Origin of the sequence: Terrabacter aerolatus, from assembly GCF_007991735.1 — a bacterium.
Taxonomy (GTDB): domain Bacteria; phylum Actinomycetota; class Actinomycetes; order Actinomycetales; family Dermatophilaceae; genus Terrabacter; species Terrabacter aerolatus.
Genome location: NZ_BJYX01000031.1, coordinates 15,072 through 39,673, shown reverse-complemented (window position 1 = coordinate 39,673; position 24,602 = coordinate 15,072). Strand labels below are relative to the sequence as shown.

The 24,602-nt window shown below is 71.6% G+C and carries 28 protein-coding genes and 1 tRNA gene; 13 read left to right on the top strand and 16 right to left on the bottom strand.

Going from position 1 to position 24,602, the window contains the following annotated elements; translation table 11 throughout:
• Positions 1–174: 174 nt before the first annotated feature.
• A complete protein-coding gene (locus TAE01_RS18795; protein WP_246111460.1) occupies positions 175–1,014 on the top strand; it encodes a lytic murein transglycosylase in 840 nt (279 codons plus the stop codon).
• Between the two features lie 115 nt (positions 1,015–1,129).
• Here TAE01_RS18795 and TAE01_RS18790 read toward each other — a convergent pair whose 3' ends face one another.
• Positions 1,130–1,516 (bottom strand): iron chaperone, encoded by a 387-nt coding sequence (locus TAE01_RS18790; protein ID WP_147068342.1) that lies wholly within the window; start codon positions 1,514–1,516, stop codon positions 1,130–1,132.
• Between the two features lie 184 nt (positions 1,517–1,700).
• Between TAE01_RS18790 and TAE01_RS21120 the strand changes: the two genes are divergently transcribed.
• The gene (locus tag TAE01_RS21120; protein WP_147068341.1) at positions 1,701–2,654 is read left to right on the top strand and encodes a cold-shock protein; all 954 of its coding nucleotides are present in this window, start codon (positions 1,701–1,703) and stop codon (positions 2,652–2,654) included.
• A gap of 115 nt (positions 2,655–2,769) precedes the next feature.
• Here TAE01_RS21120 and mshC read toward each other — a convergent pair whose 3' ends face one another.
• From mshC to TAE01_RS18765, 4 genes are all read right to left on the bottom strand, one after another.
• The gene (gene mshC / locus TAE01_RS18780; protein ID WP_186815294.1) at positions 2,770–4,026 is read right to left on the bottom strand and encodes a cysteine--1-D-myo-inosityl 2-amino-2-deoxy-alpha-D-glucopyranoside ligase; all 1,257 of its coding nucleotides are present in this window, start codon (positions 4,024–4,026) and stop codon (positions 2,770–2,772) included.
• Between the two features lie 106 nt (positions 4,027–4,132).
• Positions 4,133–4,942, bottom strand: coding sequence for an SCO1664 family protein (locus TAE01_RS18775; protein WP_147068340.1), 810 nt, complete (start codon positions 4,940–4,942; stop codon positions 4,133–4,135).
• Positions 4,926–5,462: a DUF3090 domain-containing protein gene (locus TAE01_RS18770; RefSeq protein ID WP_147068339.1), complete on the bottom strand. Its 537-nt coding sequence runs from the start codon at positions 5,460–5,462 to the stop codon at positions 4,926–4,928. The genes TAE01_RS18775 and TAE01_RS18770 overlap by 17 nt, the downstream gene beginning before the upstream one ends.
• A gap of 10 nt (positions 5,463–5,472) precedes the next feature.
• Positions 5,473–6,204 carry an MSMEG_4193 family putative phosphomutase gene (locus TAE01_RS18765; RefSeq protein WP_186815293.1) on the bottom strand — a complete coding sequence of 244 codons (732 nt, stop codon included), beginning with the start codon at positions 6,202–6,204 and terminating at the stop codon, positions 5,473–5,475.
• Between the two features lie 98 nt (positions 6,205–6,302).
• On the opposite strand from TAE01_RS18765, the gene corA reads away from it, so the two are divergent.
• The gene (gene corA, locus TAE01_RS18760; protein WP_147068337.1) at positions 6,303–7,304 is read left to right on the top strand and encodes a magnesium/cobalt transporter CorA; all 1,002 of its coding nucleotides are present in this window, start codon (positions 6,303–6,305) and stop codon (positions 7,302–7,304) included.
• A gap of 93 nt (positions 7,305–7,397) precedes the next feature.
• On the opposite strand, the gene TAE01_RS18755 is transcribed toward corA, so the two are convergent.
• Together TAE01_RS18755 and TAE01_RS18750 are read right to left on the bottom strand one after the other, a co-directional pair.
• On the bottom strand, positions 7,398–8,258 hold the full coding sequence (locus TAE01_RS18755; RefSeq protein ID WP_147068336.1) for an undecaprenyl-diphosphate phosphatase: 861 nt from the start codon (positions 8,256–8,258) through the stop codon (positions 7,398–7,400).
• Between the two features lie 184 nt (positions 8,259–8,442).
• Positions 8,443–9,540: an LLM class F420-dependent oxidoreductase gene (locus TAE01_RS18750; protein ID WP_147068335.1), complete on the bottom strand. Its 1,098-nt coding sequence runs from the start codon at positions 9,538–9,540 to the stop codon at positions 8,443–8,445.
• A 75-nt stretch (positions 9,541–9,615) separates the two neighbouring features.
• Here TAE01_RS18750 and TAE01_RS18745 point away from each other — a divergent pair, with 75 nt between their 5' ends.
• Positions 9,616–10,551 (top strand): aldo/keto reductase, encoded by a 936-nt coding sequence (locus TAE01_RS18745; protein WP_147068334.1) that lies wholly within the window; start codon positions 9,616–9,618, stop codon positions 10,549–10,551.
• Between the two features lie 6 nt (positions 10,552–10,557).
• Here TAE01_RS18745 and TAE01_RS20615 read toward each other — a convergent pair whose 3' ends face one another.
• Both TAE01_RS20615 and TAE01_RS18735 read right to left on the bottom strand, forming a co-directional pair.
• On the bottom strand, positions 10,558–11,073 hold the full coding sequence (locus TAE01_RS20615; RefSeq protein ID WP_246111459.1) for a hypothetical protein: 516 nt from the start codon (positions 11,071–11,073) through the stop codon (positions 10,558–10,560).
• A gap of 162 nt (positions 11,074–11,235) precedes the next feature.
• Positions 11,236–12,027 (bottom strand): SCO4651 family lipoprotein, encoded by a 792-nt coding sequence (locus TAE01_RS18735; protein WP_186815292.1) that lies wholly within the window; start codon positions 12,025–12,027, stop codon positions 11,236–11,238.
• A gap of 189 nt (positions 12,028–12,216) precedes the next feature.
• On the opposite strand from TAE01_RS18735, the gene TAE01_RS18730 reads away from it, so the two are divergent.
• Entirely contained in the window at positions 12,217–12,402 is a 186-nt protein-coding gene (locus TAE01_RS18730; protein WP_030146024.1) for a DUF5703 family protein, read from the top strand.
• Positions 12,403–12,433: 31 nt separating this feature from the next.
• Here the strand turns inward: TAE01_RS18730 and TAE01_RS18725 are convergent, their stop codons facing one another.
• Positions 12,434–13,828, bottom strand: coding sequence for a M20/M25/M40 family metallo-hydrolase (locus TAE01_RS18725; protein ID WP_246111458.1), 1,395 nt, complete (start codon positions 13,826–13,828; stop codon positions 12,434–12,436).
• A 121-nt stretch (positions 13,829–13,949) separates the two neighbouring features.
• Here TAE01_RS18725 and TAE01_RS18720 point away from each other — a divergent pair.
• From TAE01_RS18720 to TAE01_RS18690, 7 genes are all read left to right on the top strand, one after another.
• A tRNA-Leu gene (locus TAE01_RS18720) sits at positions 13,950–14,036 on the top strand.
• A 126-nt stretch (positions 14,037–14,162) separates the two neighbouring features.
• Positions 14,163–14,768 carry a MarR family winged helix-turn-helix transcriptional regulator gene (locus TAE01_RS18715; protein WP_147068332.1) on the top strand — a complete coding sequence of 202 codons (606 nt, stop codon included), beginning with the start codon at positions 14,163–14,165 and terminating at the stop codon, positions 14,766–14,768.
• Positions 14,765–15,568, top strand: coding sequence for an ABC transporter ATP-binding protein (locus tag TAE01_RS18710; RefSeq protein WP_147068331.1), 804 nt, complete (start codon positions 14,765–14,767; stop codon positions 15,566–15,568). Before TAE01_RS18715 ends, TAE01_RS18710 begins: the two co-directional genes overlap by 4 nt.
• The gene (locus tag TAE01_RS18705; protein ID WP_147068330.1) at positions 15,528–16,349 is read left to right on the top strand and encodes an ABC transporter permease; all 822 of its coding nucleotides are present in this window, start codon (positions 15,528–15,530) and stop codon (positions 16,347–16,349) included. The genes TAE01_RS18710 and TAE01_RS18705 overlap by 41 nt, the downstream gene beginning before the upstream one ends.
• A 49-nt stretch (positions 16,350–16,398) precedes the next feature.
• Positions 16,399–17,667: an MFS transporter gene (locus TAE01_RS18700; RefSeq protein ID WP_147068329.1), complete on the top strand. Its 1,269-nt coding sequence runs from the start codon at positions 16,399–16,401 to the stop codon at positions 17,665–17,667.
• Between the two features lie 4 nt (positions 17,668–17,671).
• Positions 17,672–18,442, top strand: coding sequence for a HipA family kinase (locus tag TAE01_RS18695; protein ID WP_147068328.1), 771 nt, complete (start codon positions 17,672–17,674; stop codon positions 18,440–18,442).
• Positions 18,439–18,825 (top strand): DUF3037 domain-containing protein, encoded by a 387-nt coding sequence (locus TAE01_RS18690; RefSeq protein ID WP_147068327.1) that lies wholly within the window; start codon positions 18,439–18,441, stop codon positions 18,823–18,825. The genes TAE01_RS18695 and TAE01_RS18690 overlap by 4 nt, the downstream gene beginning before the upstream one ends.
• Positions 18,826–18,862: 37 nt before the next feature.
• On the opposite strand, the gene TAE01_RS18685 is transcribed toward TAE01_RS18690, so the two are convergent.
• From TAE01_RS18685 to TAE01_RS18665, 5 genes are all read right to left on the bottom strand, one after another.
• Complete coding sequence (locus tag TAE01_RS18685) at positions 18,863–19,681, bottom strand: TrmH family RNA methyltransferase (RefSeq protein WP_147068326.1); 819 nt, start codon at positions 19,679–19,681, stop codon at positions 18,863–18,865.
• A gap of 62 nt (positions 19,682–19,743) precedes the next feature.
• Complete coding sequence (locus TAE01_RS18680; RefSeq protein ID WP_147068325.1) at positions 19,744–20,514, bottom strand: sulfite exporter TauE/SafE family protein; 771 nt, start codon at positions 20,512–20,514, stop codon at positions 19,744–19,746.
• Between the two features lie 59 nt (positions 20,515–20,573).
• A complete protein-coding gene (locus TAE01_RS18675) occupies positions 20,574–21,779 on the bottom strand; it encodes an SPFH domain-containing protein (RefSeq protein WP_147068324.1) in 1,206 nt (401 codons plus the stop codon).
• 131 nt (positions 21,780–21,910) lie between these two features.
• Positions 21,911–22,360 (bottom strand): NfeD family protein, encoded by a 450-nt coding sequence (locus tag TAE01_RS18670; protein ID WP_307723856.1) that lies wholly within the window; start codon positions 22,358–22,360, stop codon positions 21,911–21,913.
• Between the two features lie 129 nt (positions 22,361–22,489).
• Complete coding sequence (locus TAE01_RS18665; RefSeq protein WP_147068323.1) at positions 22,490–23,275, bottom strand: ABC transporter ATP-binding protein; 786 nt, start codon at positions 23,273–23,275, stop codon at positions 22,490–22,492.
• Between the two features lie 60 nt (positions 23,276–23,335).
• Here TAE01_RS18665 and TAE01_RS18660 point away from each other — a divergent pair, with 60 nt between their 5' ends.
• The gene (locus TAE01_RS18660) at positions 23,336–24,100 is read left to right on the top strand and encodes an Rv1486c family protein (RefSeq protein WP_147068322.1); all 765 of its coding nucleotides are present in this window, start codon (positions 23,336–23,338) and stop codon (positions 24,098–24,100) included.
• A gap of 47 nt (positions 24,101–24,147) precedes the next feature.
• Here the strand turns inward: TAE01_RS18660 and TAE01_RS18655 are convergent, their stop codons facing one another.
• Entirely contained in the window at positions 24,148–24,576 is a 429-nt protein-coding gene (locus TAE01_RS18655) for a pilus assembly protein CpaE (RefSeq protein ID WP_147068321.1), read from the bottom strand.
• Between the last annotated feature and the right edge of the window lie 26 nt (positions 24,577–24,602).

Sequence of the window (24,602 nt, the reverse complement as noted above, 5' to 3'; positions counted from 1 at the left end):
GCGAGTATTCGTCGGTGATCCGAATGCCGTGGCAAACGACGGGGACTTCATCCACCAAGATGGCGGTATGCGACGTTCGTCCCTTGATGTCTGGTCTCGTTCGGCCACCCTGGCCGAGGTCACGGCCCGTGGCCAGCGCACCGCCGACGACGTCACCGGCCGGCTCGGCTGACGGTGCCCAGACGTTCGCGGCACCGGCACCAGCACCAGCACCGGCGGCCCCGCAGCCGCTCAGCTGACCTGGCTGTCCTGCTCCTCCCTCTCGCCCTCCTCGGCACGGCGTGGCTCGCGGGCCACCCTGGCCACGGTGTCGTCGAAGCGCCCGCGTCGAGGTCCCTCGTCGACATCGTCGACACCATCGCCATGGTCGCGCCGGCCGCGAGCAAGGCCGAGGCCTCGTCGGCGCCGACCGGCCACGATGCAAGCGCGACAGGGTCCGTGGTCGAGCCCGACCCGACGTGGTTGGCACGCACCGCGAAGCGCACCGGGATCCCGGTCGTGGCGCTGCGCGCCTACGGCAGGGCCTCGATCCTGGAGGCGACGGAGCGACCCTCGTGCCACGTGGGTTGGGCGACCGTGGCGGCCATCGGTGAGGTGGAGTCCGCCCACGGGACGATCGGCGGAACGCGCCTGCTGCAGAACGGGCGCACGTCTCGGCTGATCGTCGGCCCGGCACTCGACGGCGAGGGCGGGGTGGCTGCGATCCGACCCGACGGCGGCGGGACCCGCCTGCACGGTGACGACAGCTGGGAGCATGCGATCGGTCCGATGCAGTTCCTCCCGGGATCATGGCGCACCTTCGGCGCCGACGCGGACGCGGACGGCGTCGCAGACCCCTCTGACATCGACGATGCAGCATGGGCGGCGGCGCGGCACCTGTGCTCGGGCGGACTCGACCTCCGCAACAGCACCGACTGGACGCGGGCCGTGCTCCGCTACAACGCCTCTGACGCGTACGTCGCAACGGTGGCCAACGTCGCGCAGGCCTACGCACGCTCGGCCGTGAAGCGCTGACACACGACGCTCAGGCGGACAGGCGCTTTCACCACCGACGGTGAGGCCGTGGTCGCATCCTGACGTGCGGCGGGGAACGGGAGCAGCCGTGGTCTGCAGTGCCAGATCAGGGCTGCTACCCGGGTGCCCGGTCGTGGTCGCCGCCGTTCCCGCGGCGGTCGAGGACGTGGAGCTTCGCGTCCACCAGGCTTCTGACCACGTCATCGGGCAGCGGTTCGTCGACCGGGAAGTGCAACGAGCCCTTGGTGCACTCGTACGCGGCGAGACGGTCGCCGAGCATGGTGAGCACCTCCCCACTGTGTGGCAGGTAGGCGAGATGGTTCTTGAACGCCGCGAAGCCCGCGACCACCTTCCCGTCGATCCGGAAGGCGGGCATGCCGTAGGACATGCCTTGCTCGGCGTCCGGGGCGACAGCCAGGATCGATCGGCGTAGCGCTTCCAGCGTGGTCCGTTTCGGCTCCTGGACCCCCGCCAGGTAGGCATCGACCTCGTCGACTGTCATGACAGACAGTGTCCTCGGGTCCGACGGGCTGCGCTGGTGTTCGCAGCGCCGGGTGCCGTGGACGTTCCGGTCGGGCACGTCTCACGAACGGCGTGCGCGAACACCCTCTGGGGGGCCGGGCGCTGGTCCCGGCCCCGTCAGGGACACTGGGACGACACCGACCGCACTCGACAAGGAGTCAGCCGTGACCGAAGGAACCGTCCGCTGGTTCGATGCCGACCGTGGGTTCGGCTTCATCGCCCTCGGGCCCGACGCAGAGGACCTGTACGTGCACGCGTCCGAGATCGTCGGCGGGGACGGGATGAAGCTGCTCCGGGAGGGGCAGGTCGTCGAGTTCGAGATCGGCGAGGGAGACCGCGGCCCGCAGGCACGCCGTGTCCGGGTCACAGCCGAGCAGAGCGCCGACACGCCGCTGGGCGTGCTCGGCACCGTCTCCTGGTACGAGCCTGCGAAGGGGTACGGCTTCATCACACCCGACGGAGACGGTCCCGAGATCTTCGTGCACAGCTCGTCCATCGTGGGGGGCGGCGTGCTCTCGGAGGGCCAGCGGGTGGCGTTCTTCGTCGCCGAGGGGGAGAAAGGACCGCAGGCTGACCACCTGATCCCCCTGGGAGCCCAGGCCGCCCAGGCCGCCCAGCACGCTGCGCCCTCCGACGGGGCCGACGGCACCGTGTCCTGGTACGACGCCGACAAGGGTTTCGGGTTCATCACGCCCGAGTCGGGAGGCCCCGATGTCTTCGTCCACGTCCGGTCGCTGGCCGACGGTCTCCCCGAGCTGGGCGAGGGCGACCGGGTGACCTACGACGTCGTCGTCGGCGAGAAGGGCCCGCAGGCTCGTGACGTCCGCCTCGCGCGCCGCTCGACCCCGAGGGGAGCACCCGCCACGTCGACGAGCCCCGCTCGGCCGGGACGTCGCGAGACATCCGACGGCCCGACGCGGGGCGGTGAGGGCGTCGTCGCACGCTTCGACCCGGAGCGGGGGTTCGGCTTCATCACCCCGGATGCGGGGGGCGCGGACCTGTTCGTGCACGTCTCGGTTCTCAGCGGCACCGACGAGCTGTACCAGGGCGATCGGGTCCGCTACCACGTCCGGCAGAGCGATCGCGGACCGCAGGCCGACCGCGTCGAGCTCATCTGAGCAGGACGGCGGTTCAGGCGGAGGCCGTGCTCAGGCGTGTCGAGGAGCGTCTCCTCGGCCCGCTTCACACTCGCGCGACCGGAGGTGGCACGGACGCCCAGCACCTCCTCGGCCGTCAGAGACGAATGCCGAGGAGCGCGTCGAGCGCCCGTCCGAGCACGCCGGGGGCCCCCGGGTCGTCTCCTCCGCGCGACCGCGCCTGGCTCGCCCAGCGGTCGACCGCCTCGAGCGCGCGCGGGCTGTCGAGGTCGGCGGCCAGAGCGGCGCGGATGTCGTCGACGGTCTGGTCGGCCACGGGTCCGCCGTTGCCCGACAGGGCCTCGCGCCAGGTCGCGAGACGCTGCTCGGCCTCGTGCAGCTGGTCGCGGGTCCACATCCAGTCGTGGGCGTGGTGGCGGGCCAGCAGGGCCAGCCGGATCGCCATGGGGTCGACGCCCTCGCGCCGCAGCTGCGAGACGAGGACGAGGTTGCCCTTGCTCTTGCTCATCTTCTCGCCGTCGAGGCCCACCATGCCCTGGTGGACGAAGGAGCCCGCGAAGGAGGCGGAGCCGCTGAGCGCCCGGCCGTGTGCCGAGCTCATCTCGTGGTGCGGGAAGATGAGGTCGCTGCCGCCGCCCTGCACGTCGACGGGAATGCCCAGGTGGTCGAGCGCGATGCACGCGCACTCGATGTGCCAGCCGGGACGACCTGATCCGAGACTCGCGCCGTCCCACTCCGGCTCGCCCTCACGATGAGCACGCCACAGCAGGGCGTCGAGCCGGTTGCGCTTGCCCTCACGGTCGGGGTCTCCCCCGCGCTCGGCGAAGACCTCCATCATGCCGGCGTCGTCGAGGTGGCTGACCGAGCCGAAGCGCGGGTCCCTGGAGACGTCGAAGTAGACGTCCTGCGCACCGTCGCGTGACGCGTCGGGTGCCGGGACGGCATACGCCCACCCGTCGGCGACGAGCTTCTCGATGGGTCCGACGAAGGTCGGGATGCTCTCGACGGCACCCAGGTACTCGTCGGGCGGGATCACGGCGAGCGCGGTCATGTCCTCGCGGAACAGCGCGATCTCGCGGGTCGCGAGGTCCCGCCAGTCCAGCCCGTCCCGATCGGCGCGCTCGAGCAGCGGGTCGTCGATGTCGGTGATGTTCTGGACGTAGCGCACCGGGTGTCCGCTGTCGCGCAGGACCCTGCCCAGCAGGTCGAACGTCACGTAGGTCGCGGCGTGCCCCATGTGCGTCGCGTCGTAGGGCGTGATGCCGCAGACGTAGAGCGTCACGACCTCGCCGTGCGCGGCGGGGACCAGCTCGCCGGATGCCGTGTCGCGGACTCGCACCTCGGGTGCACGGCCGGGGACCTTGGGGATGAACGGCATCGGCCAACTTCTCACGGGCAGACTCTATCCCGGCCCCGAGCTCGCCCCGGGACGGGTCGGGCTCGTCGGCTCTCAGGCGCGCCGCGGCGCCAGGACCGTGCACGACCGTGTCACGACGACGTCACAGCGGGGGCCACGGTACCGACGGCCAGTCCGGGCTCGGGAAGGGGTGCACGCCGCGCTCGAGCAGCGACGCGACCCGCATCGCCAAAGCCTCGACATCGTCGTCGGGGAGCAGGGCGAGCAGGCGGTCCAGGGAGGCGTCGTCCTCCAGGGCGCGGCGCAGGCGCACGAGCCGGTCGACGTCGGCCTCGGCGAGGGGCTCCCCCGCCCAGCCCCAGAGCACGGTGCGCAGCTTCGGCGTGGGCGAGAAGGTCACGCCGTGGTCGATGGCCCAGAGGCGTCCGTCGGCGTCGCGCAGGCAGTGCGAGCCCTTGCGGTCGGAGTTGTTGAGGACGGCGTCGAGCACGGCGAGCGAGCGCACGTCGTCGGCACCTGAGTGCACGACGGTGACGGCCGAGCCTCCGGGGGTCTCGCCGTCGAGGACGGCCCTCCAGCCGGTCGGGGTGCGGCCTTCCGGCACGAGGTCGACGACCACGTCGTCGGCGACGGGGTCGAACGGGTCACCGATCCACACCTGCACGGACCCCGGGCCCAAGGGACCGTCGCGCAGCACGGTCGGCGGGACGACGTCCCAGCCGCCGAGCGAGGACACCACCTCGGCAGCCACCTCGCGCCCGGCCAGCGTGCCGTCCGGGAAGTCCCACAGTGGCCGCTCACCGCGGACCGGCTTGTAGATGACGTGACCGCCGGGCAACGTCGAGACCCGCGCCAGGACGGCGAGGTTGGAGGAGTCGGTGATGCGGCCGAGGACCTCGAGCTCGCCGGTCAGGTCGACCGACGACGGAGTCCGGTCAGCGCTTGTAGCCATTGGCCCGCGGGCAGATGTGGCCCGTGGGGTCGAGCGGGTTGCCACAGAAGGGGCACGGGGGACGACCGGCCGCGACGAGGGCGCTGCTGCGCCGCGCGAAGGCGCGCGCCTCGGCCGGGGTCAGCGCGACCCGCAGCGAGTTGCGCCCCAGCGGCCCCACCTCGTCGTCGGCGTCCTCGTCGGGGTCGTGGTCGTGGCACTCGATGACGAGCTTCTGTGCGTCCTCGTCCCAGGCGAGCGACAGCGTCTGCACGCGCCAGTCCTCGTCGAACGGGGTCTGGAGCGGGTCGGTGTCCTCGGGAGCGCCGCCCGGCTCCCCCGGCTCCGTCGCCGCTGCGGGTGCCAGCTGGTCGAGCACGTCGTTGATGCGGTCGGCCAGGATCGAGACCTGCTGCTTCTCGACACCCACGGTCACGACCAGTGGACCGGTGCTCGCCTGGAGGTAGAAGGCCCGCTGTCCGGCGGGGCCGACCGTCCCGGCCACGAACCGGTCGGCGGGATCGAAGTCCTGGACCGTCATGCGTTCGACCCTATCCGACGGCGCCGGAGGCTCCGGCGCCCCCGCCCACGACGGCGTCGCCGTCGTCGGCAGCGGGCTTCTCGTGAGGCCGCAGCCCCGACAGGTCTCCGCCGATGTCGTTGAGCCTCAGGACGAACGGCTTGCGGCTCGTGTAGCGCACGACGCTGACCGAGGCCGGGTCGACGTTGATCCGCTGGAAGTCGTCGAGGTGGGCGCCCGTGGCGTGCGAGAGGATCGACTTGATGACGTCCCCGTGCGAGACCGCGACCCAGACCGCGTCCTTGCCGTGCGTCTCGAGGATCCGTGCGTCGATCTCTCGGACGGCGCGCAGCGCTCGGTCCTGCATCTCGGCCATGGACTCGGCGGGGTATGCCGTGGAGTCCGGGAAGCGCGCCTCGCTGGGTCGGTCCTGCACGACCTTCCAGAGCTCCTCCTTGGCCAGCTCCGCGATCGGGCGTCCGGTCCAGGCGCCGTAACGGCACTCCCCCAGACCGACGTGGACGCTGCGCGCGACGTGCTCCGGCAGCGGCGCGGCCAGCAGGTCCGCCGTCTGCACACAGCGGTCGAGCGGCGAGCTGACGACCTCGACGACGGGCAGGACGGCCGACGCCAGACGTTGCCCGACGGCAGCAGCCTGCGCCTCCCCCGTCTCGTCGAGGAACACCCCGGGCATCCAGCCCGCCAGGGTCCCGGCGGTGTTGGACGTGGAGCGCCCGTGGCGGACGAAGAGAACGGTCGGCACGCTCGTCACCCTAACCCGCGCCCCGCGGGCCAACACGCCCCACCGGCATCGACCCGACGTGCGGGACGCCATCAGGTGGACGTGGTGAAGTAGTGGGCGTGATCGTGGACAAGGCCATCTACCGCAACGGCCGTCGCCAGGGCTGCGGGGACCTCAGCGACGAGCTCGACGTCCTGCGCCTCAGTCAGGACGGCTTCCTCTGGATCGGGCTCAAGGACCCGACCGACGAGGAGTTCGAGCTCGTCAACGAGGAGCTGCACCTCCACCCGCTCGCGGTGGAGGACGCCGTCAACGGCCACCAGCGGGCGAAGATCGAGAAGTACGAGTCGTCCGTGTTCGTCGTCCTCAAGACGCTGCGCTACATCGAGTCCACGAGCGACATCGAGACCGGCGAGGTCATGCTCTTCATCGGCGACCGGTTCGTCGTCACGGTGCGACACGGGGAGGGCAACCCCCTCGCCGGGGTGCGCCAGCGCCTCGAGACCGAGCCCGAGCGGCTCGAGCACGGCTCGATGACGGTGCTGCACGCCGTCATGGACTCGGTCGTCGACAACTACCTCGTCGTCGACCGCGAGGTGCGCAAGGACCTCGAGGCCATCGAGGAGCAGGTGCTCGGCTCGGAGGTGGGCGGGGAGGCCAACACCATCTACCGCCTCAAGCGCGAGGTCCTCGAGTTCCGACGCGCGAGCCAGCCGCTCGCGGACACCCTGACCCAGTTCATGGAGCGCGCTCGGGGGCAGGCGCTCAGCGAGGAGATGCTCCCCTTCTTCCGGGACGTGGCCGACCACCTGCGCCTCGTCAACGACCACGTCGAGTCCTACGACCGGCTGCTGACCGACGTCCTGTCGGCCCACCTGGCCAGCGTGTCGGTCAAGCAGAACGAGGACATGCGCCGGATCTCGGCCTGGGTGGCGATCGCGGCCGTGCCGACGATGATCGCCGGCATCTACGGGATGAACTTCCAGAGCATCCCCGAGCTCACCGTCAGCATGCACGTCGGTGGCCGGGAGATCTACTACGGCTACTTCATCGCGCTCGGGGTCATGGCCGCGGCGTGTCTCGGCCTCTTCCGTGCCTTCAAGCGCTCGGGGTGGCTCTGAGGCTGAGCACGTCGATGGCCGCCTCCCGTGCAGGAGGCGGCCATCGACGTCCGGACGAGCCGACCCGGCCGGCCGGGCGCCCGACTCAGCGGGTCAGGTCGCGTTGATGACGCCCGCCACGAGCAGCGCGATGAGCACGACGCCCAGGACGACGCGGTACCAGACGAACGGGATGAGGCTGTTGCTGGCGACGAAGCGCAGCAGCCAGGCGATCGAGGCGTAGGCGACGACGAAGGCCACGACGAGGCCCACGATGACCGGGCCCAGCCCGAGGGTCAGCAGCCCGTCCTTCTCCTGGACGGCCTGGAAGAGGCCGGCCGCGGTCAGCGCCGGGATCGCGAGGAAGAAGCTGAGCCGGGTGGCCGTGACGCGGTCGAGGCCACGGGCGATGCCGGCGGAGATCGTCGCGCCGGAGCGGGACACGCCGGGAATGAGCGAGAAGCACTGCATGAGCCCGATGACGAGTCCGTCCATGGGCCGCACGTCGTGCTCGCCGCGCAGGACCCCACGCGCCTCGAGGCGGGTGTGGATGCGCTCGGCGATCACGATGACGACGCTCCACAGCAGGAGCGCACCGGCGACGACCCAGAGGCTGCGCAGCGTGCTCTCGATCGCGTGGCGGCCGAGGAAGCCGACGACGCCCACCGGGATCGACCCGATGACGACGGCCCAGGCGAGGCCGTAGTCGGGATCCTTGCGGGCCTCGACGTTGCCGAGCCCGCGGAACCAGGCGACGGCGAACCGGACGATGTCCCTGAAGAAGTAGAGGAGGGTGGCGGCGATCGCACCGAGCTGGATCACGGCGGTGTAGGCCGTGACGGCCAGGTCGTCGACCTTGAGACCGAGCAGCTGCTCGGTGATGGTCAGGTGACCGGTCGAGGAGACGGGGAGGTACTCGGTGAGGCCTTCGACGACGCCGAGGATGACGGCATCGAGGTAGCTGAGGTCAGCCATGGTTCAGGGTGGGCCTTCTGCGCAGAGGGACGGGACGGGCCGTCGGCCCCTGACGAGGTCCACGGCCGCTGGGCACAATGTCGCACCCTATCCGCAACGTCCACCGGGAGCGCCCGCAGCGGGGCGACGCGCAGGCGAAGTCCCGGCAAACGCCCGGGGGCGACGCAGGCGCGCGGGGGTCCTCCTAGGAGCCGGAGGCGTCGTGGGTGGACCCCGCCCCCGGCGCCTCGAGCCCGGCGATCCCGGCCACGACACGCAGCGTCGCCAGGGCCTCGTCCCGCGACATGCCGCCACCGACGGCGACGGCGAGCGTCGTCACCCCGGCCGCCTCGTAGCGGCCGAGTCGGCGGGCGACACGCTCCGGCGAGCCCAGCAGCGCCGTCTCGTCGATGAACTCGAGCGGCACCGCGGCCGCCGCCTGGCGGTGGCGACCGGCGAGGTAGAGGTCCTGGATGCGCGCGGCGTCCTCCTCGAACCCCATCCGACACGCGAGCTGGTTGTAGAAGTTCTGCTCGCGCGAGCCCATGCCGCCGATGTAGAGGGCGCAGTAGTCGCGCACGTGGTCGGCCGCCGCCTCGACGTCGTGGACGAGCACGACCGGCGTGGCCGCCACGACGTCGAAGCCCTCCATCGGCGCCTCGGCGGGACCACGCCCACCCGTGCGTCGGCCCTTCTCGAGGGTGGCCAGCAGGTCCCCGGCGTGCTCGGGGCTGAAGAAGATGGCGAGCCAGCCGTCGGCGATCTCACCGGTGAGCTCGAGGTTGCGGGGGCCGACCGCCGCGAGGTAGACCGGCACGTCGGGACGCACCGGGCGGGCCGAGAGCTTGAGCGGCTTGCCCACGCCGCCGGGGAGCGGCAACGGGTAGTGCGGGCCGGCGTGGGTGACCGTGTCACGCCGGATCGCGGCGCGGACGATCTCGACGTAGTCGCGGGTGCGGCCCAGCGGGTTGCGGAACGGCACCCCGTGCCAGCCCTCGCTCACCTGGGGCCCCGAGACGCCGAGACCCAGCCGGAAGCGGCCGCCCGACATCGTGTCGATGGTCGCCGCCGTCATCGCCGTCATCGCCGGGGTGCGACCCGGGATCTGCATGACCGCCGACCCCAGACCGACGTGCTCGGTCAGGGCCCCGATCCAGGCGAGCATCGACGGGCTGTCGGAGCCGTAGGCCTCGGCGACCCACACGCTGTCGTAGCCCAGCCGGTCGGCTGCCACCGCGACCGCCACCTGGTCCGCTCCCGTCGTGCCGCGTCCCCAGTAGCCGAGATTCACACCGATCCTCATGTCGGGCAGGCTACCGGCGCCGCGCCCGTCGTGCCGGTGGCCCGGGATGCGGTGTCGCCCACTACCGTTCGTGGCATGCGCAGGCGTCTCGGCTCGTCCGGTCTCACGGTCACCCCACTGGCACTCGGGACGATGCTGTGGGGCAACTCGGTCGACCGCCACGAGGCCGGGGACCACCTGCGCGCGTTCGTCGAGGCGGGCGGCAACCTCGTCGACACGGCATACGGCTACGGCGGCGGCGACGCCGAGACGATCCTGGGCAGCCTGCTGGCCGACACGGTCCCCCGCGACGACGTCATCATCTGCACCAAGGCGGGGATCTCGCGATCCGGTGGGCAGCGCCGCGTCGACGTGTCGCGGCGCGGACTCATGTCCCAGCTCGAGTCGTCGTTGCGTCGCCTCGGAACCGACCACGTCGACCTCTGGCTCGTGCACACGTGGTCCGACGACGTGCCCCTGTCCGAGACGCTCTCGGCGCTCGAGTGGGCCGCGGCCTCGGGGCGCGCGCGCTACGTCGGGGTGTCGAACTACTCCGGGTGGCAGTCCGCGCGCGCCTTCAGCCTGCTCGAGTCTGCGCGAATCCCTCTGGTCGCCAACGAGATCGAGTACTCCTTGGTATGCCGTGCGCCCGAGCACGAGGTCGCCCCGGCTGCCGCGTCGCTGGGCTTCGGCCTCATGCCGTGGTCGCCCCTGGGGCGGGGTGTGCTGACGGGGAAGTACCGCAATGGCATCCCGTCGGGCTCGCGCGCGGCCTCGAGCGACTTCCCGGGCTTCGCCGAGCGGTTCCTCGACGAGCAGACGACCCGCGTCGCGGACGCCGTGGCGATGGCGGCGCGCGGTCTGGCCGCGAAGCCGGCGGAGGTGGCTCTCGCGTGGGTGCGCGACCGTCCGGGCGTGGCAGCCCCCATCGTCGGCGCCCGCACCGCGGCCCAGCTGCGCTCGGCGCTGGCGAGCCTCGAGCTGACCCTGCCGTCCGAGATCGTCGCTGCCCTGGACGACGTCTCCGCGTAGCCCGCGTCAGCTCCTGGGGTCGCTCCCCCGGCGTGGAGCGGACGTGCCGGGGGCGGTCGTCGCACCGTTCACGCCGGAGGGCAGGTCGTCGAGGTCGTCCTCCTCGTCGTCGTCCTCGTCCTCGTCGTCCTCGTCGTCCTCGTCGTCGTAGTCGAGGTCGTCGTCGTCATCGTCATCGTCGTCATCATCGTCATCATCGTCATCATCGTCATCGTCATCGTCGTCATCGTCGTCATCGTCGTCGTCGTCGTACTCGTCGGAGTCGAGCCCCGCGTAGACGTGGGTCTCGGCGCCGTCCTCGTCCTCGTGGCCGTCGAAGTCGTCCCCGTAGATCGCGAGCGGTGTGGCGACCTCGGTGGCCTCGTAGAGCGCCTCGTCGTAGTCGTCGAACGCCTCGGCGAGATCCTGGGCTGCGGCCATGACCATGGGGTGGTCGGGGTCTCGGCTGGCGCTCGCGGCCTCGAGGTGGCGTTCGAGTGCGGCGATGAGCTGCTCGAGGGCGGCGCGGGGGTCGACGGTCATGCCTCGACCGTAGTCGACCCACGAGAACGGGAGCACGCTTTACGGAGGCGCAAACACCCCCGGAACGCCGCGATCCCGCAGCGAGTCGTGCTCGCTGCGGGATCGTTCACGCGCGGTTGGCGGGCCGTTCACCCGTCGCCGCGGCGGCGTGTCAGCTGCTCGTCACATGGGAGCCTTGACGGTGTCAGCGGCGGGCGGCGCCGTGACGTCGACCGGCTCGCCGTACTTGCCCATCGTCATCTCGGCCTTGACACCCGACAGGTCGAAGGTGACCTTGCGCAGCTGGTTCTTCTCGTCGAGCCACGCCGTGTAGGCGATCGTGCTCGGCATCTGCGTCTTGGCGTCGGCAGGCAGCTGGGCCTGCATGGCCTTGGTGTCGAGCGTCAGGTCGTACTTCCAGGTCTTGTCACCGTCGACCGTGTCCTCGCCGACGAACTTGACGTCCTGGACGGCCGCGCCGAACTGGTCGTACATCTTCGTCGGGTCCGCCTGGTCGAGCGACTTCGAGAGCTGCTTGCCCAGGGTCGAGTTGCTGTCGATGACGGCCCACTTGCCGGCCGGCAGCCCCGGGAAGCCCTTCATGTAGACCTTCTTGTCGACGAGGATCATGTCGAGCTTCATCGACGAGCCCATGTCCATCGACATCTTCATGGCGGGGTTGTTCGCGTCGACCTTGGTGTCACCGGTGATGGCGATCTTCTGGCCGGCGGCGTCCATCGCCATGGTCACGTGTGCGGTGGTGGCGTTCTTGCCGGCCGCTTTCATCGCGCTGATGAACGACGCCTTGTCCTTGTACGGCTGCCCGGAGACGGGTGCGTCGCTCGTCGCGGCCGAGGTGGCCTGGGTCTGTCCGGCCGCGGGCGCCGGGCTCGCGCTCTTGCCGCAGGCGGCGACCCCGAGGACCGCCGGAAGGACGATGGCTGCTGCCGCGATGCGGCGGGTGTTCCACTTCATGTGTTGACCTCCTGGGCCCTTGACGCCGGGCGGTCCCGGGCGGTTCCCCCGTTTCGCCGCGCCGCACGGGGTGGTGCTCGGCCCCGGGCCTGCGATTCGGATGACCCAGAGACGGTACCGCGGGCGCCTGACCGCCACGCGACGCATACGGTCTCGGTGGGGTCACGGTTGGTGTCAGAATGGTGGACGATGACGGATTACGAGTACCGGGTCCTCACGTTCGACCGCCACACGTCGAAGGCCCAGGCGCGACAGGCGGTGCGCGAGCACGCGGAGTACGGCCGATGGGAGCTCTCCCGCACGGTGATCTACGAAGGTGGCGTGCGGCGGATGTGGCTGCGGCGCAAGATCATGCGCGTCCAGCGCACGGCCTGACTCAGCCGCACTGAGCCGCACTGAGCAGCCCTCAGCAGGTCCGCAGGAAGTCGCCGAGCACCCGGGCGCCGAAGCGCAGCGAGTCGACGGGCACCCGCTCGTCGATGCCGTGGAACATCGGCGCGAAGTCGAGGTCGGCGGGCAGCCGCAGCGGCGCGAAGCCGTAGCCGCTGATGCCGAGCCGCCCGAGGGCCTTGTTGTCGGTGCCACCGGACAGGCAGTACGGCAGCACGGCGGCCCCGGGGTCCTCGCGCAGCAGGGCCTGCTTCATCGACTCGACGAGGTCACCGGAGAAGGGCGCCTCGAGTGCGACGTCGCGGTGCACCACCTCGACCTCGACGTGCTCGCCGGCGAGCTCACGGATCGTCGCCATGAGCGCGTCCTCGTGTCCGGGGAGGAAGCGGCAGTCCACCGCGGCCGTGGCCGTCTGCGGGATGACGTTGTGCTTGTAGCCCGAGTCGAGCATCGTGACGTTGGCCGTGTCGCGCAGCGTGCCGCGCACGAAGCCCTGCGCGCCGCCGAGCGTCGCCAGCAGCGGCTCGAGGTCCCCGTCGGACGACGACAGGCCGGTCATCGTCCCGAGGGTGTCGAGCAGCTCACGCACCGAGGCGATGTACTCGCGCGGCCACTCGTGCCCCGCGATCCGGCCGATGGCGCCGGCGAGCCGGACGATGGCGTTCTCGTCGTTGGGCACCGACCCGTGACCGGCGCGTCCGTGGGCTCGCAGGCGCAGCCAGGCGATGCCCTTCTCGGCGGTCTGGAGCAGGTAGGCGCGCTGCGGTCCCTGACGCGTGGGCACCGTGACGCTGTAGCCGCCGACCTCGCTGATCGCCTCGGACACGCCCTCGAAGAAGTGCGGGTGGTGGTCGACGAGCCAGTGGCTGCCCTGCTCGCCCCCGGCCTCCTCGTCGGCGAAGAACACGAACGTCGTGTCTCGCGCGGGCTTGGTTCCGGTGCGGGCGAAGTGGCGGATGTTCGCGAGGATCATCGCGTCCATGTCCTTCATGTCGACCGCGCCACGACCCCAGATGCACCCGTCGCGCTCCTCGGCGCCGAAGGGGTCGACCTGCCAGTCCGCAGCGTCGGCCGGGACGACGTCGAGGTGCCCGTGCACGGCGAGACCGGGTCGGGACGAGTCCTCGCCCTCGAGCCGCACGACGACGGTCGCGCGGCCCGGCTCGCTCTCGAGGAGGGTGCCCTCGAGACCGACCTCGGCGAGCTGCTCCATGACGTACTCGGCGGCCTGGCGCTCCCCCGGGCCCGACCCGTCGCCGTAGTTGGACGAGTCGATCCGGATCAGCTCGGCGCACAGCCGCGCGACCTCGTCCTCGGGCGCGGGACCAGACACGGGACGGGGCGCCGGGGCGGGCGCCCCGCCGGGCTGCTCGGTGATCGTCACGGGGCGGTCGGCGTCGTCGTGGCTCATGCCGATCAGCGTATGCCGCGACCGTTCGCCGCCCGCAGGAGCCCGTTTGGTCTTTTGGTCGGGCCCCGTGTAACGTTTCGCCTCGCCGCAAGGGAATCCCACGAGCCCCTTGCATCACCTTGTCGGGGTGGCGGAATGGCAGACGCGCTAGCTTGAGGTGCTAGTGCCCTTAACGGGCGTGGGGGTTCAAGTCCCCCCCTCGACACCATGAGACCCCCGGGTTCCTGTCCAGGAGCCCGGGGGTCTTCTCGTTCCCTCGGGCCTGCGCTGACTCGTGCCGGACGCCGTTCGTCCCCTCTTGGCCACGCCTCTGCGACAGACGTAATCTTCGATCGTGAGCGACGAGAACGTGGCCGGGCTGGCAGACGACCTCTACGACGTCATCGGGCTGCTGCGCCGACGGTCCCGGCGCCTGGTCGGCGCGCCGCTGCCCGAGCTGGCGCTCTCCGCCGCCCAGCTCGAGCTGCTGCGCGTGGTCCGTCGCAACCCGGGCATCACGGTGGCCGAGTCGGCTCGCGTGCTCGGCCTCGCCGCGAACACCGTCTCCACCCTGGTCGGCCAGCTGCTCACCCTCGGCGTGCTCGTCCGGGAGCGTGACACGAATGACCGCCGGGTGGCCCGTCTCGACCTCACGGCGTCGGCCCGCGCAGCGCTCGAGCAGTGGCGTGACCGGCGCGCCCAGACGACGGCCACGGCGCTGGAGGGCCTCACCAGGGTCGAACGTGAGCGGCTGGCCGATGCCCTGGGCACCATCGCGCGCATCGCAGCAGCGCTTCCCGACTCCACGGCACCGATCAGCCTGGGCGCGCCCGGCCAGCGCACCGCGACAGACGAGCCCGTCGGAGCCACCCCGAGCCCCGGGTCACCGGCAGCGAGGCTCGCGCAGGAGCCGGCCGGGAACGACAGGGGCGACGGGGGCGACGGGGGCGACGGGCCGTGACGGCCGCCATCGACATCCGCGCGCTGGGCTACAGCTTCGGCAGCCACGTCGCGGTCGACGACCTCACCCTCGAGGTCGAGGCCGGTGAGTGCTTCGGCCTGCTCGGACCCAACGGTGCGGGCAAGACGACGACGATCCGGCTGCTCAACACCCTGCTGCCACTGCAGTCCGGCGAGGTCGAGATCTTCGGCCGCTCGGTGCGCACCGACGCGATGCTCGTGCGCCGGCTGCTCGGCTACGTGCCCCAGCAGCTGTCGATCGAGGGTGCCCTGACGGGGCGCGAGAACGTCGAGTGGTTCGCGCGCCTCTTCGACGTGCCGAGGCGGGAGCGGTCCGCCCGCGTCGACGAGGTCCTCGAGATGGTCGACCTGCGCGCCGACGAGTCACGCCTGGCGTCCACCTACTCCGGTGGCATGGTGCGCCGGCTGGAGCTCGCGCAGGCCCTCGTCAACCGTCCGGCCCTCCTCGTCCTCGACGAGCCGACCGTCGGTCTCGACCCGGTCGCACGGGACAGCGTCTGGCAGCGCGTGGCCCAGATGCAGCGCGACCACGGGATGACCGTGCTGCTCACGACGCACTACATGGAGGAGGCCGACGAGCTGTGCGACCGCGTCGCGCTCATGCACCGCGGCCGCCTGCGCGCCCTCGGCTCCCCCACGGAGCTCAAGGCCGCGGCAGGCACCGGCGCCTCCCTCGAGGACGTCTTCCGCCACCACACCGGCGAGGCCCTCGACGACGGCGAGAAGGGAGGGCTGAGCAGTGTCCGAGCGACTCGTCGAACCGCCCGCCGTCTGGGCTGACCTGCGCACCCGCACGGGGCCGGCGCTGCTCGTCTCGCGCGTCGGCACCTTCTGCCTCGTCGAGCTGCAGAAGCTGCGGCACGACCGCAGCGAGCTCGTGACGAGGGCCGTCCAGCCGATCCTGTGGCTCGTCATCTTCGGCACGACCTTCAGCCACATCCGGGCGATCCCCACCGGGGGGATCCCGTACCTCGACTTCCTCGCGCCGGGCGTCATCGCGCAGTCGGCCCTGTTCATCGCGATCTTCTACGGCATCCAGATCATCTGGGAGCGCGACGCGGGCGTGCTGACCAAGCTGCTCGTGACGCCCACTCCCAGGGCGGCGCTCGTGGCGGGCAAGGCGTTCGCAGCCGGGGTCCGCTCCGTGGCGCAGGCCGTCATCGTCGTCGTCGTGGCGGCCCTCATGGGCGTCGCCATGACGTGGAACCCGCTCCGGCTGCTCGGCGTCGTGCTCGTCGTCATGCTCGGAGCCGCGTTCTTCTCGTGCCTGTCGCTGAGCATCGCGGGCCTGGCCCTCAAGCGCGACCGCCTCATGGGCATCGGACAGGCCATCACCATGCCGCTCTTCTTCGCCTCCAACGCCCTCTACCCGGTCGAGATGATGCCGGGCTGGCTCCAGGTCGTCAGCCACGTCAACCCCCTGACCTACGAGGTGTCCGCCCTGCGCGGGCTGCTCCTCGGCACGCCCACGAGCTACTGGGTCGACTTCGGCGTCCTCGTCGGCAGCGCGGTGGCCGGCATCGTCTGCGCCGCCGCCCTCATCGGCCGACTCGCGCGCTGACACCCTTGCCGACACCGGCTGTCGGCGTCAGGACCGTACGCTGTGCCGCGTGACCTTCCTGCGTGCCCTCTTCACCCTGCTGCGCGGGCGCGATTTCCGACGGCTCTTCGTCAGCCGCGTCACGTCGTCGTTCAGCGACGGCGTCTTCCAGGTCGCCCTCGCCAGCCACATCCTCTTCAACCCCGAGAAGGCCGCCGACGCTCAGGGGATCGCGATCGCGTTCGCCATCGTCCTGCTCCCCTACAGCGCCCTGGGTCCGTTCGTCGGGGTGCTGCTGGACCGCTGGCCACGCAAGCGCGTCATCGTCGTCAGCCAGCTCATCAGAGCGGCGGCGATCCTCGGCGTGGCCGGCCTCGTCTCCGGCTCCGGGACGGGCCCCGCCTTCTTCGGCCTCGTGCTGCTCGTCTTCTCGGTCAACCGCTTCATCCTCGCCGGCCTGTCGTCCGCCATGCCGCACGTCGTCTCCCGTGAGGCTCTCGTCAGCGCGAACTCCGTTGCCCCCACGTGCGGTTCGCTGGCCTACCTCCTCGGTGGCGCGATCGGTACCGGCCTCCGTGCCGCCGGAGGCAGCGACGTCCTCGACGTCGTCCTCGCCGCAGCGGGCGTGCTGGCCGCCACGTGGGCAGCGACCCGACTGCCGTTCATCGGACCGGACGACACGAGCGGGGCGCCCTCGGTCGGCCAGATCACGCGGTCGGTCGTGACCGGGCTCGCGGAGGCGGTGCGCACGCTGCCGCGCCGGGCGCGCCTGCTGCTCGTCCTCGTCTTCCTCACGCGCATCCCGTTCGGCTTCCTCCTGCTGCAGACCCTGCTGCTCTTCCGGGGTCCGTTCGAGTCCGGCCACGGAGCCCGAGGCTTCGGCGTCGCGGCGGCCGCCTCGGCGGTCGGCTTCGCCTCTGCCGCGTTCATCACCCCGTGGCTCGCCCCCAGGCTCACGGCGGTGCCGTATGCCGCGCGCATGCTCGCGCTCGGCGCGATCGTCTGTGCCGTGCTCGGTCCGTTCCTCACGCCGTGGAGCATCGTCGTCGTCGGCTTCGTCGTGTCGTTCACGTCGCAGTGCGTCAAGATCACCGTCGACTCCCTCCTGCAGGCGCACGTCGACGACCACCTGCTCGGCCGGGCGTTCTCGGCCTACGACGTCGTCTACAACGCCGGCATGGTCGCCGCGGCAGCCCTGGGCGCGTTCGTGCTGCCCGCGTCCGGGCTCGCGTGGTGGCCGCTCGTGTCGTTCGCGGTGATCTACGGCGTGACGGCGACGCTGCTCGGGCGGCTCTGGTCCCGGGCCACGGTGCTCGACCACGAGCGGCCACTAGGCTGACGCCGTGCTTCCCGAGCTGACCGCCACCCGCTACGTGACGCCGCTCAAGGAGGGCGGGTCGCTGCCCGGCATCGTCGAGGCCGACGACGACGGCACCTACGTCCTGAAGTTCCGTGGCGCGGGGCAGGGCCTCAAGGTCCTCGTGGCCGAGGTGCTCGTGGCCGGGATCGCACGACTCATCGACGTCCCCGTGCCCGACCTGGCCGTCGTCCGCCTCGACCCGCGGATCGCGAAGTACGAGGCCGACGAGGAGGTCCAGGACCTGCTCACGGCCTCGGTGGGGACCAACCTGGGCGTCGACTTCCTGCCGGGGTCGCTGGGCTACGACGGTTCACGGCCGCCGGGGGCCGACCTCGCCGAGCGGGTCATCTGGCTCGATGCCCTGACCGCCAACGTCGACCGCACGTGGTCCAACCCCAACCTGCTCGTCTGGCACGGACGCACGTGGGCCATCGACCACGGCGCAGCGCTCTACTTCCACCACTCGTGGCCGAGCCGCGCCCCCTCCCCGGAACGCTTCGCCGCGCAACCCTTCGACGCGAGCCGTCACGTGCTGCGCGACGTCGCCGGAGACGTCGCGCGCCGCCACGACGAGCTGGCCGCAAGGCTCACTCCCGCCACCCTCGAGGCGGTGGTCGCCGAGGTGCCGGAGGAGTGGATCGAGCCCACGCCCGACCTCGCCGACGCGTCCACGGTCCGGGCGGCATACGTTCAGATGCTCCGAGCCCGGCTCGACGGGCCGCTCACGTGGGTGCCCGAGGGAGCGGCGGCGTGAACGCCTACCAGTACGTCCTGCTCCGCCTCGTCCCGCGCGTCGACCGCGAGGAGTTCATCAACGTCGGGGTCGTGCTCTACTCCCGGGACGCCGATTTCCTCGACGCCGCCTGGGAGCTCGACGAGGCCCGTGCCTCGGCCCTCTGCGGCGCGTGCGACCTCGACGGCGTGCGCTCGATGCTCGACAGGGTCCGCGCCGTGTGCCGCGGCGAGACCGGACGGGGCCTGCCCACGCTCGACAAGCCGGGGCAGCGCTTCGGCTGGATCATCGCCCCCCGCTCGACCGTCGTGCAGCCGGGACCCGTCCACGGCGGCCTCTGCGACGAGCCTGCCGTCGAGCTCGAACGCCTCCTGGACCGCCTGGTGCGGCCCGTCCGGGCCTGACGCGGCCCTGTCCCTGACGACGCCGACCGACGGTCGGTCAGGGCCGCTGCGGCGCACGCAGGGCCCACATCGCGACCGCGCTGGCGGCGGCGACGTTGAGCGAGTCGACGCCCCCGGCCATCGGGATGCGCAGGGTGAGGTCTGCATCGGCGACCGTGCGGTGCGAGAGGCCGTCGCCCTCGGTGCCGACGACGAGCGCCAGGCGCTCCGGCGGGGCCGACTCGAGCTCGTCGAGCGACACCGAGTCGTCGGACAGCGCCATGGCCGCCACGGTCAGCCCGGCCTCGTGGAGCAGACCGATCCCCTGCGGCCACGGTTCGATCCGCGTCCACGGCACCTGGAAGACGGTGCCCATCGAGACCCGGATCGAGCGACGGTAGAGCGGGTCGGCGCAGCGCGGGGTGATGAGCACCGCGTCGACGCCGAGCGCCGCGGCCGACCTGAAGATGGCACCGACGTTGGTGTGGTCCACGACGTCCTCGAGCACGATGACCCGGCGCGCGTCGGCGATGAGCGACTCGACGCTCGGGAGCACGGGCCGCTGCATGGCGGCGAGAGCGCCACGGTGGAGGTGGAAGCCGGTCAGCTGCTCGATGACGTCGTGCTCGCCGAAGTAGACCGGGATGCCCTGCGCCTCGGCGTCGGCGACGATGTCGGAGAGGTCGTCGAGCCAGCGTCGGGCCATGAGGTAGGACCTCGGCCGGTGCCCCGCCCGCAGCGCACGCCGGATCACCTTCTGGCTCTCGGCGATGTAGAGCCCCTTCTCGGGCTCGTGGCGCCTGCGCAGCACGACGTCGGTCAGGGACACGTAGTCGGCCACGCGCGGGTCGGCGGGGTCGGAGATCTCGATCGGCACGCCGACAGGCTAGTGCGGGTCGCACCCTCCCCCGGCATCGCGCTCGCGGCGTCGGACGCGGTTCAGGGGAACCAGACGAGCTTGACGATGGCGACGAGGCCGATGGCGATGATGAGACCGCGCAGGACGTTCGGCGCGATGCGGCGGCCCACCCGGGCGCCGATGATCCCGCCGACGAAGGCACCGACACCGATGAGCACCACGACGAGCCAGTCGATGTGCTCGCGCGCGAAGAGCACGAAGACCGCGGCGGCGACGAGGTTCACGACGAGCGACAGGACGTTCTTGTAGCCGTTGAGCCGCTGGAGCGGCTCGAGGCTCAGCGCGCTGAGCAGGCCCATGATGAGCACGCCCTGGGCGGCGCCGAAGTAGCCGCCGTAGACACCGGCGAGGAAGACACCCGCGGCCATGGCGGGGGTGTGCCAGCGCGGCACCGGCTCCCCCTCCCCCTGGGAGTGCACGCGCGCCTGGATGCGCGGCCCGGCGAGGACGAGGACGAGCGCGACGAGGATGAGGACCGGCACGATGGCCCGGAAGGCCGCGGCCGGCAGGACGAGGAGCAGTCCCGCACCGACGACGGACCCGACGAACGACATGGGCATCAGGCGGCGCAGCGTGGGCGCCTGTCCGCCGAGCTCGTGCCGGTAGCCCCAGGCCCCCGTGACGCCGCCGGCGACGAGACCGATGTTGTTGGACACGTTGGCGACGAGCGGGTTCACGCCGAAGAAGAGCAGTGTCGGGAACGTGATGAGCGTGCCCGAGCCGACGATCGCGTTGATGATCCCGGCCCCGGTGCCGGCCATCGCGACGGCGACGGCGGACCAGAACGACACCCGGCCACCCTACAGAGGGGTGGCCGGGTGTCGTCGGTGGCGTTCGCCGAGGGTGTCCGTCAGCGCTGGGCCGGTGCCTCCGGCGGGACGTCCGGCAGGTCCTCGGGGCCGGCCGACGCGGCGATCTCCGGCTTCACCGACGCGGGGAGCTCGGGTGCGGCCGGCGGTGCGGCGACCGGCGGGGGCGGCACGTCGCCGCTCGTCGGGAACGACGTGTGCTGGCGACCCGCCGGGCCGGTGTGCTCGGTGGACTCGGCGCTCGCGGCCGCGGCCTGCCCGCGGGCCTCGGCCAACGCCTTGGCCGGGTCCTCCAGCACCGTCTCGGCGAAGGCGTCGTCGGTCGCGTCGCCGGTGTCGACCCACTGGTCGTCGTCACTGCCACCGGTCGGCCCCTGCTCGCTGCCGCCCAGCGCGTTGCCGATGCCCTTGAGGGCGTCCGTGAGCTCCGAGGGGATGATCCACATCTTGTTGGAGTCGCCGCGGGCGAGCTGCGGGAGCACCTGGAGGTACTGGTAGGCGAGCAGCTTCTGGGTCGGCTTGCCGCGGTGGATGGCCGCGAAGACCTGCTGGATGGCGCGGGCCTGGCCCTGTGCCTCGAGGATGCGGGCCTGGGCCGAACCCTCGGCCCGCAGGATCTGGCTCTGCTTCTCACCCTCGGCGGTGAGGATGGCCGACTGCTTGAAGCCCTCGGCCGTGAGGATGGCGGCGCGGCGGTCCCGCTCGGCGCGCATCTGCTTCTCCATCGTCTCCTGCACCGAGTGCGGCGGGTCGATGGCCTTGAGCTCCACGCGGTTGACCCGGATGCCCCAGTTGCCCGTGGCCTCGTCGAGGACGCCCCGGAGCTGGCCGTTGATCTGGTCGCGGCTCGTCAGGGCCTGCTCCAGGTCGAGCGAGCCGATGACGTTGCGCAGCGTCGTCACCGTCAGCTGCTCGATGCCCTGGATGAAGTTCGCGATCTCGTAGACCGCGGCCTTCGCGTCGGTGACCGAGTAGTAGATGACGGTGTCGATGTTGACGACGAGGTTGTCGCTGGTGATGACGGGCTGCGGCGGGAACGTGACGACCTGCTCGCGCAGGTCGATGTTGGCGCGCACCTTGTCCACGAACGGGATGAGGAAGTGGATGCCCGCCGTCAGGGTCTTGTTGTAGCCGCCGAGCCGCTCGACGATCTGGGCCGTCTGCTGCGGCACGATGCGCACGGTGCGCACGACGACGACGAGTGCGACGATCACGATGAGTATCGGAATGATGTAAACCGGATCCACGACCTTCTCGACCTTCTCCCTGTGTGGTCCGTGCTCCCCCGAGGAGGCACGGTTGGTGCGAGCCGACCGGTCGGTCTGCTCGGTGGTTCGGTGGTGCGGCTGGTGCGTTCGGAGGTGTCGGCGCGGCGGCGTCAGGCCCCCACGACGTGCGCGCGGCTCACGATGGCGGTGGCACCGTCGATGGAGTCGACGACGACCTCCTCGCCGGGCTCGATGTCGTCACCGAGGGTCCGGGCCGACCACGTCTCGCCGGCGAGCTTCACCCGGCCCCCCGCCGGGTTGACGCGCTCGATGGCGACGGCGGAGCGGCCGACGTGGGCCGCGGCACCCATGAGCTGCTGGGGCGTGCTCGCCGCCAGACGCTTCTTGAGCCAGGGGCGGACGATCGCGAGCAGCGCAACGGCCACGAGGGCCGCGACGACCGCCTGGACGGCTGGAGGCGCGCCGAAGGCTGCGGCGACGGAGGCCCCGACGGCACCGCCGGCGAGCATGAGGAAGGTGAAGTCGACGGTCACCGTCTCGATGGCGACCAGCACGAGAGCCACCCCCAGCCAGACCATCCAGGCGTGCCCCTCGAACACGTTCCCACCCTGCCTTCGTCCGAGTCGGCGATGGACGCCGACGTCCCGTGCGTCACACCAGTGACGTTCTCGATTCTGCCTCAGTTCCCTCCGTCGACCTACGGATCGAGCGACCGGGGCAGGTTGCGATCAGGACTCGGCTCGCGCCGACCACCGCTCACCGTGCTGCTCGAGCACGAGCGGGAGCCCGAAGGTGGAGCTGAGGTTGGCCGCCGTCAGGGTGATCGGGATCGGTCCGGCGGCGACGACCCGGCCGTCACGGATCATGAGGACGTCGGTGAACCCGGGCGGGATCTCCTCGACGTGGTGGGTCACGAGGACCATCGCCGGCGCCTCCGTGTCGGTCGCGAGGTCGCCGAGCCGGCGCACGAGGTCCTCGCGGCCCCCGAGGTCGAGACCGGCAGCCGGCTCGTCGAGGAGCATCAGCTCGGGATCGGTCATGAGGGCCCGGGCGATCTGCACCCGCTTGCGCTCGCCCTCGCTCAGCGTGCCGTACGCACGGTCGGCCAGGTGCTCGGCACCCAGGGCCTTGAGCAGCTCCATCGCCCGGACGTAGTCGACGTGGTCGTAGGTCTCGCGCCAGCGGCCGATGATGCCGTAGGACGCGGTGACGACGACGTTGCCGACGAGCTCGTCACCGGGGATCCGCTCGGCCATCGACGAGCTCGCCAGGCCGATGCGTGGACGCAGCTCGAACACGTCGACGGCCCCGAGCACCTCACCGAGGATGCCGGCCACGCCGGACGTCGGGTGCATGCGGGCGGCGGCGATCTGCAACAGGGTCGTCTTGCCGGCACCGTTGGCGCCCAACACGACCCACCGCTCGCCCTCTTCGACCTCCCACGTGACGTCGTCGAGCAGCGTCGAGGCACCGCGGCGGACGGTGACTCCGGCGAAGGCGAGGACATCGCTCATGGCTCGACCCTATGGCAAGGCCCACCGGGACGCCGACGCGGCGCACCCTAGGATGACGAGGTGTCCGAGCTGCCCGCGTCCGTCCGTCTGGCGCTGTGGACGACCGCCTCCTGGCGCGGCGACCTCGGCACCACCGACGCCCTCCGCCGGGCCTTCCCGGACCTCGACCACGTGGCCGGTGACCTCGCCCGGCTCGACGTGTGGCGCGACCTCGGGGAGCGAGCGCTGTTCGTCGCGCTCCCCCGCCCCGGGGACCTCAGTCGTATGCCGCGTGGCTCGGCAGCGGCCACCGCCCACGCCGCGGACGCCGGCGAGTGCGTCTTCGTGGCCGGCATCGGTGGCGTGCTCGTGCCGACGCTCTCGGAGTTCGGGCCGGACGGTGACGTCGGCGTCCGCGCGGACTGGACCGCCTACGAGGCGGATCCGGTGCCCCGGTACCGCCTGGAGATGCTCGACCTCCGGGACATCGAGCGCGAGCTCATGACCCGGCTCCGCGACCACACCGCCCGGTTCGAGGAGGTGGGCGGACACCCGTGGGGCCAGGAGGCGCGGGCCGAGGCCCAGGCCGACCTCGACACCGCCCTGTGGGGCATCCCGGCGGAGACCTCCGGTCGGGCCCTGCGCCTCATGTCGCTCGCATCGAACCTCTCGCGGGTCGCCCACCGCAACGCCAACCGCACCTCGCTCGGATCCGCGGGTCTCGATGCCGGGACCGCCGCGACGAGGACGCGACTGCTGCGCGACCTCGCCGCCGACGCGGACGCGGCCCTCGCCGACGCGACCAACGTGGCCGTCATGACCATCGCCGGATGGCGCCCGGCCTGACTCCGCACGGACAGGTTACCCTCTCCCCGCACCCCTCCCCGGAGGGCTCAGTCGGTCCGCTCACCCTCCGGACCGGACTCGTCGAGCCGGGCGAGCAGCGCACGGGCGTAGGCCCGCTCGGGGTCGATGTCGGCATGACGCTCGACGGCGCCGTCCCGCCCGCGGCACGACACGGCATACCCACCCTCGAGGGACTCGAGCGACACGAACGCGTCGCCGAGGCGGTCACGCAGCTGGTCCTCGCGAGGCAGCCAGAGGACCTTCTCCTGCTCGACGCTGTCGAGCGCCCACTCGGTCGTCCCGTTGAAGCCGATGACGTCACCGGTGGCGAAGTGGTGGACGTCGACGGTGATCTCGCTGATGACGAAGACGTCGTCCTCCATGCCGGTGACGGGCACCACGAAGCGGTCCCCGGAGACGGGCTCCCAGCGAAGTCCCGCGTCGGAGAGCCTGCGGGCGAGCTCGAGCGTCAACATGCTCCCCATCGTCACATCCGCCCCCG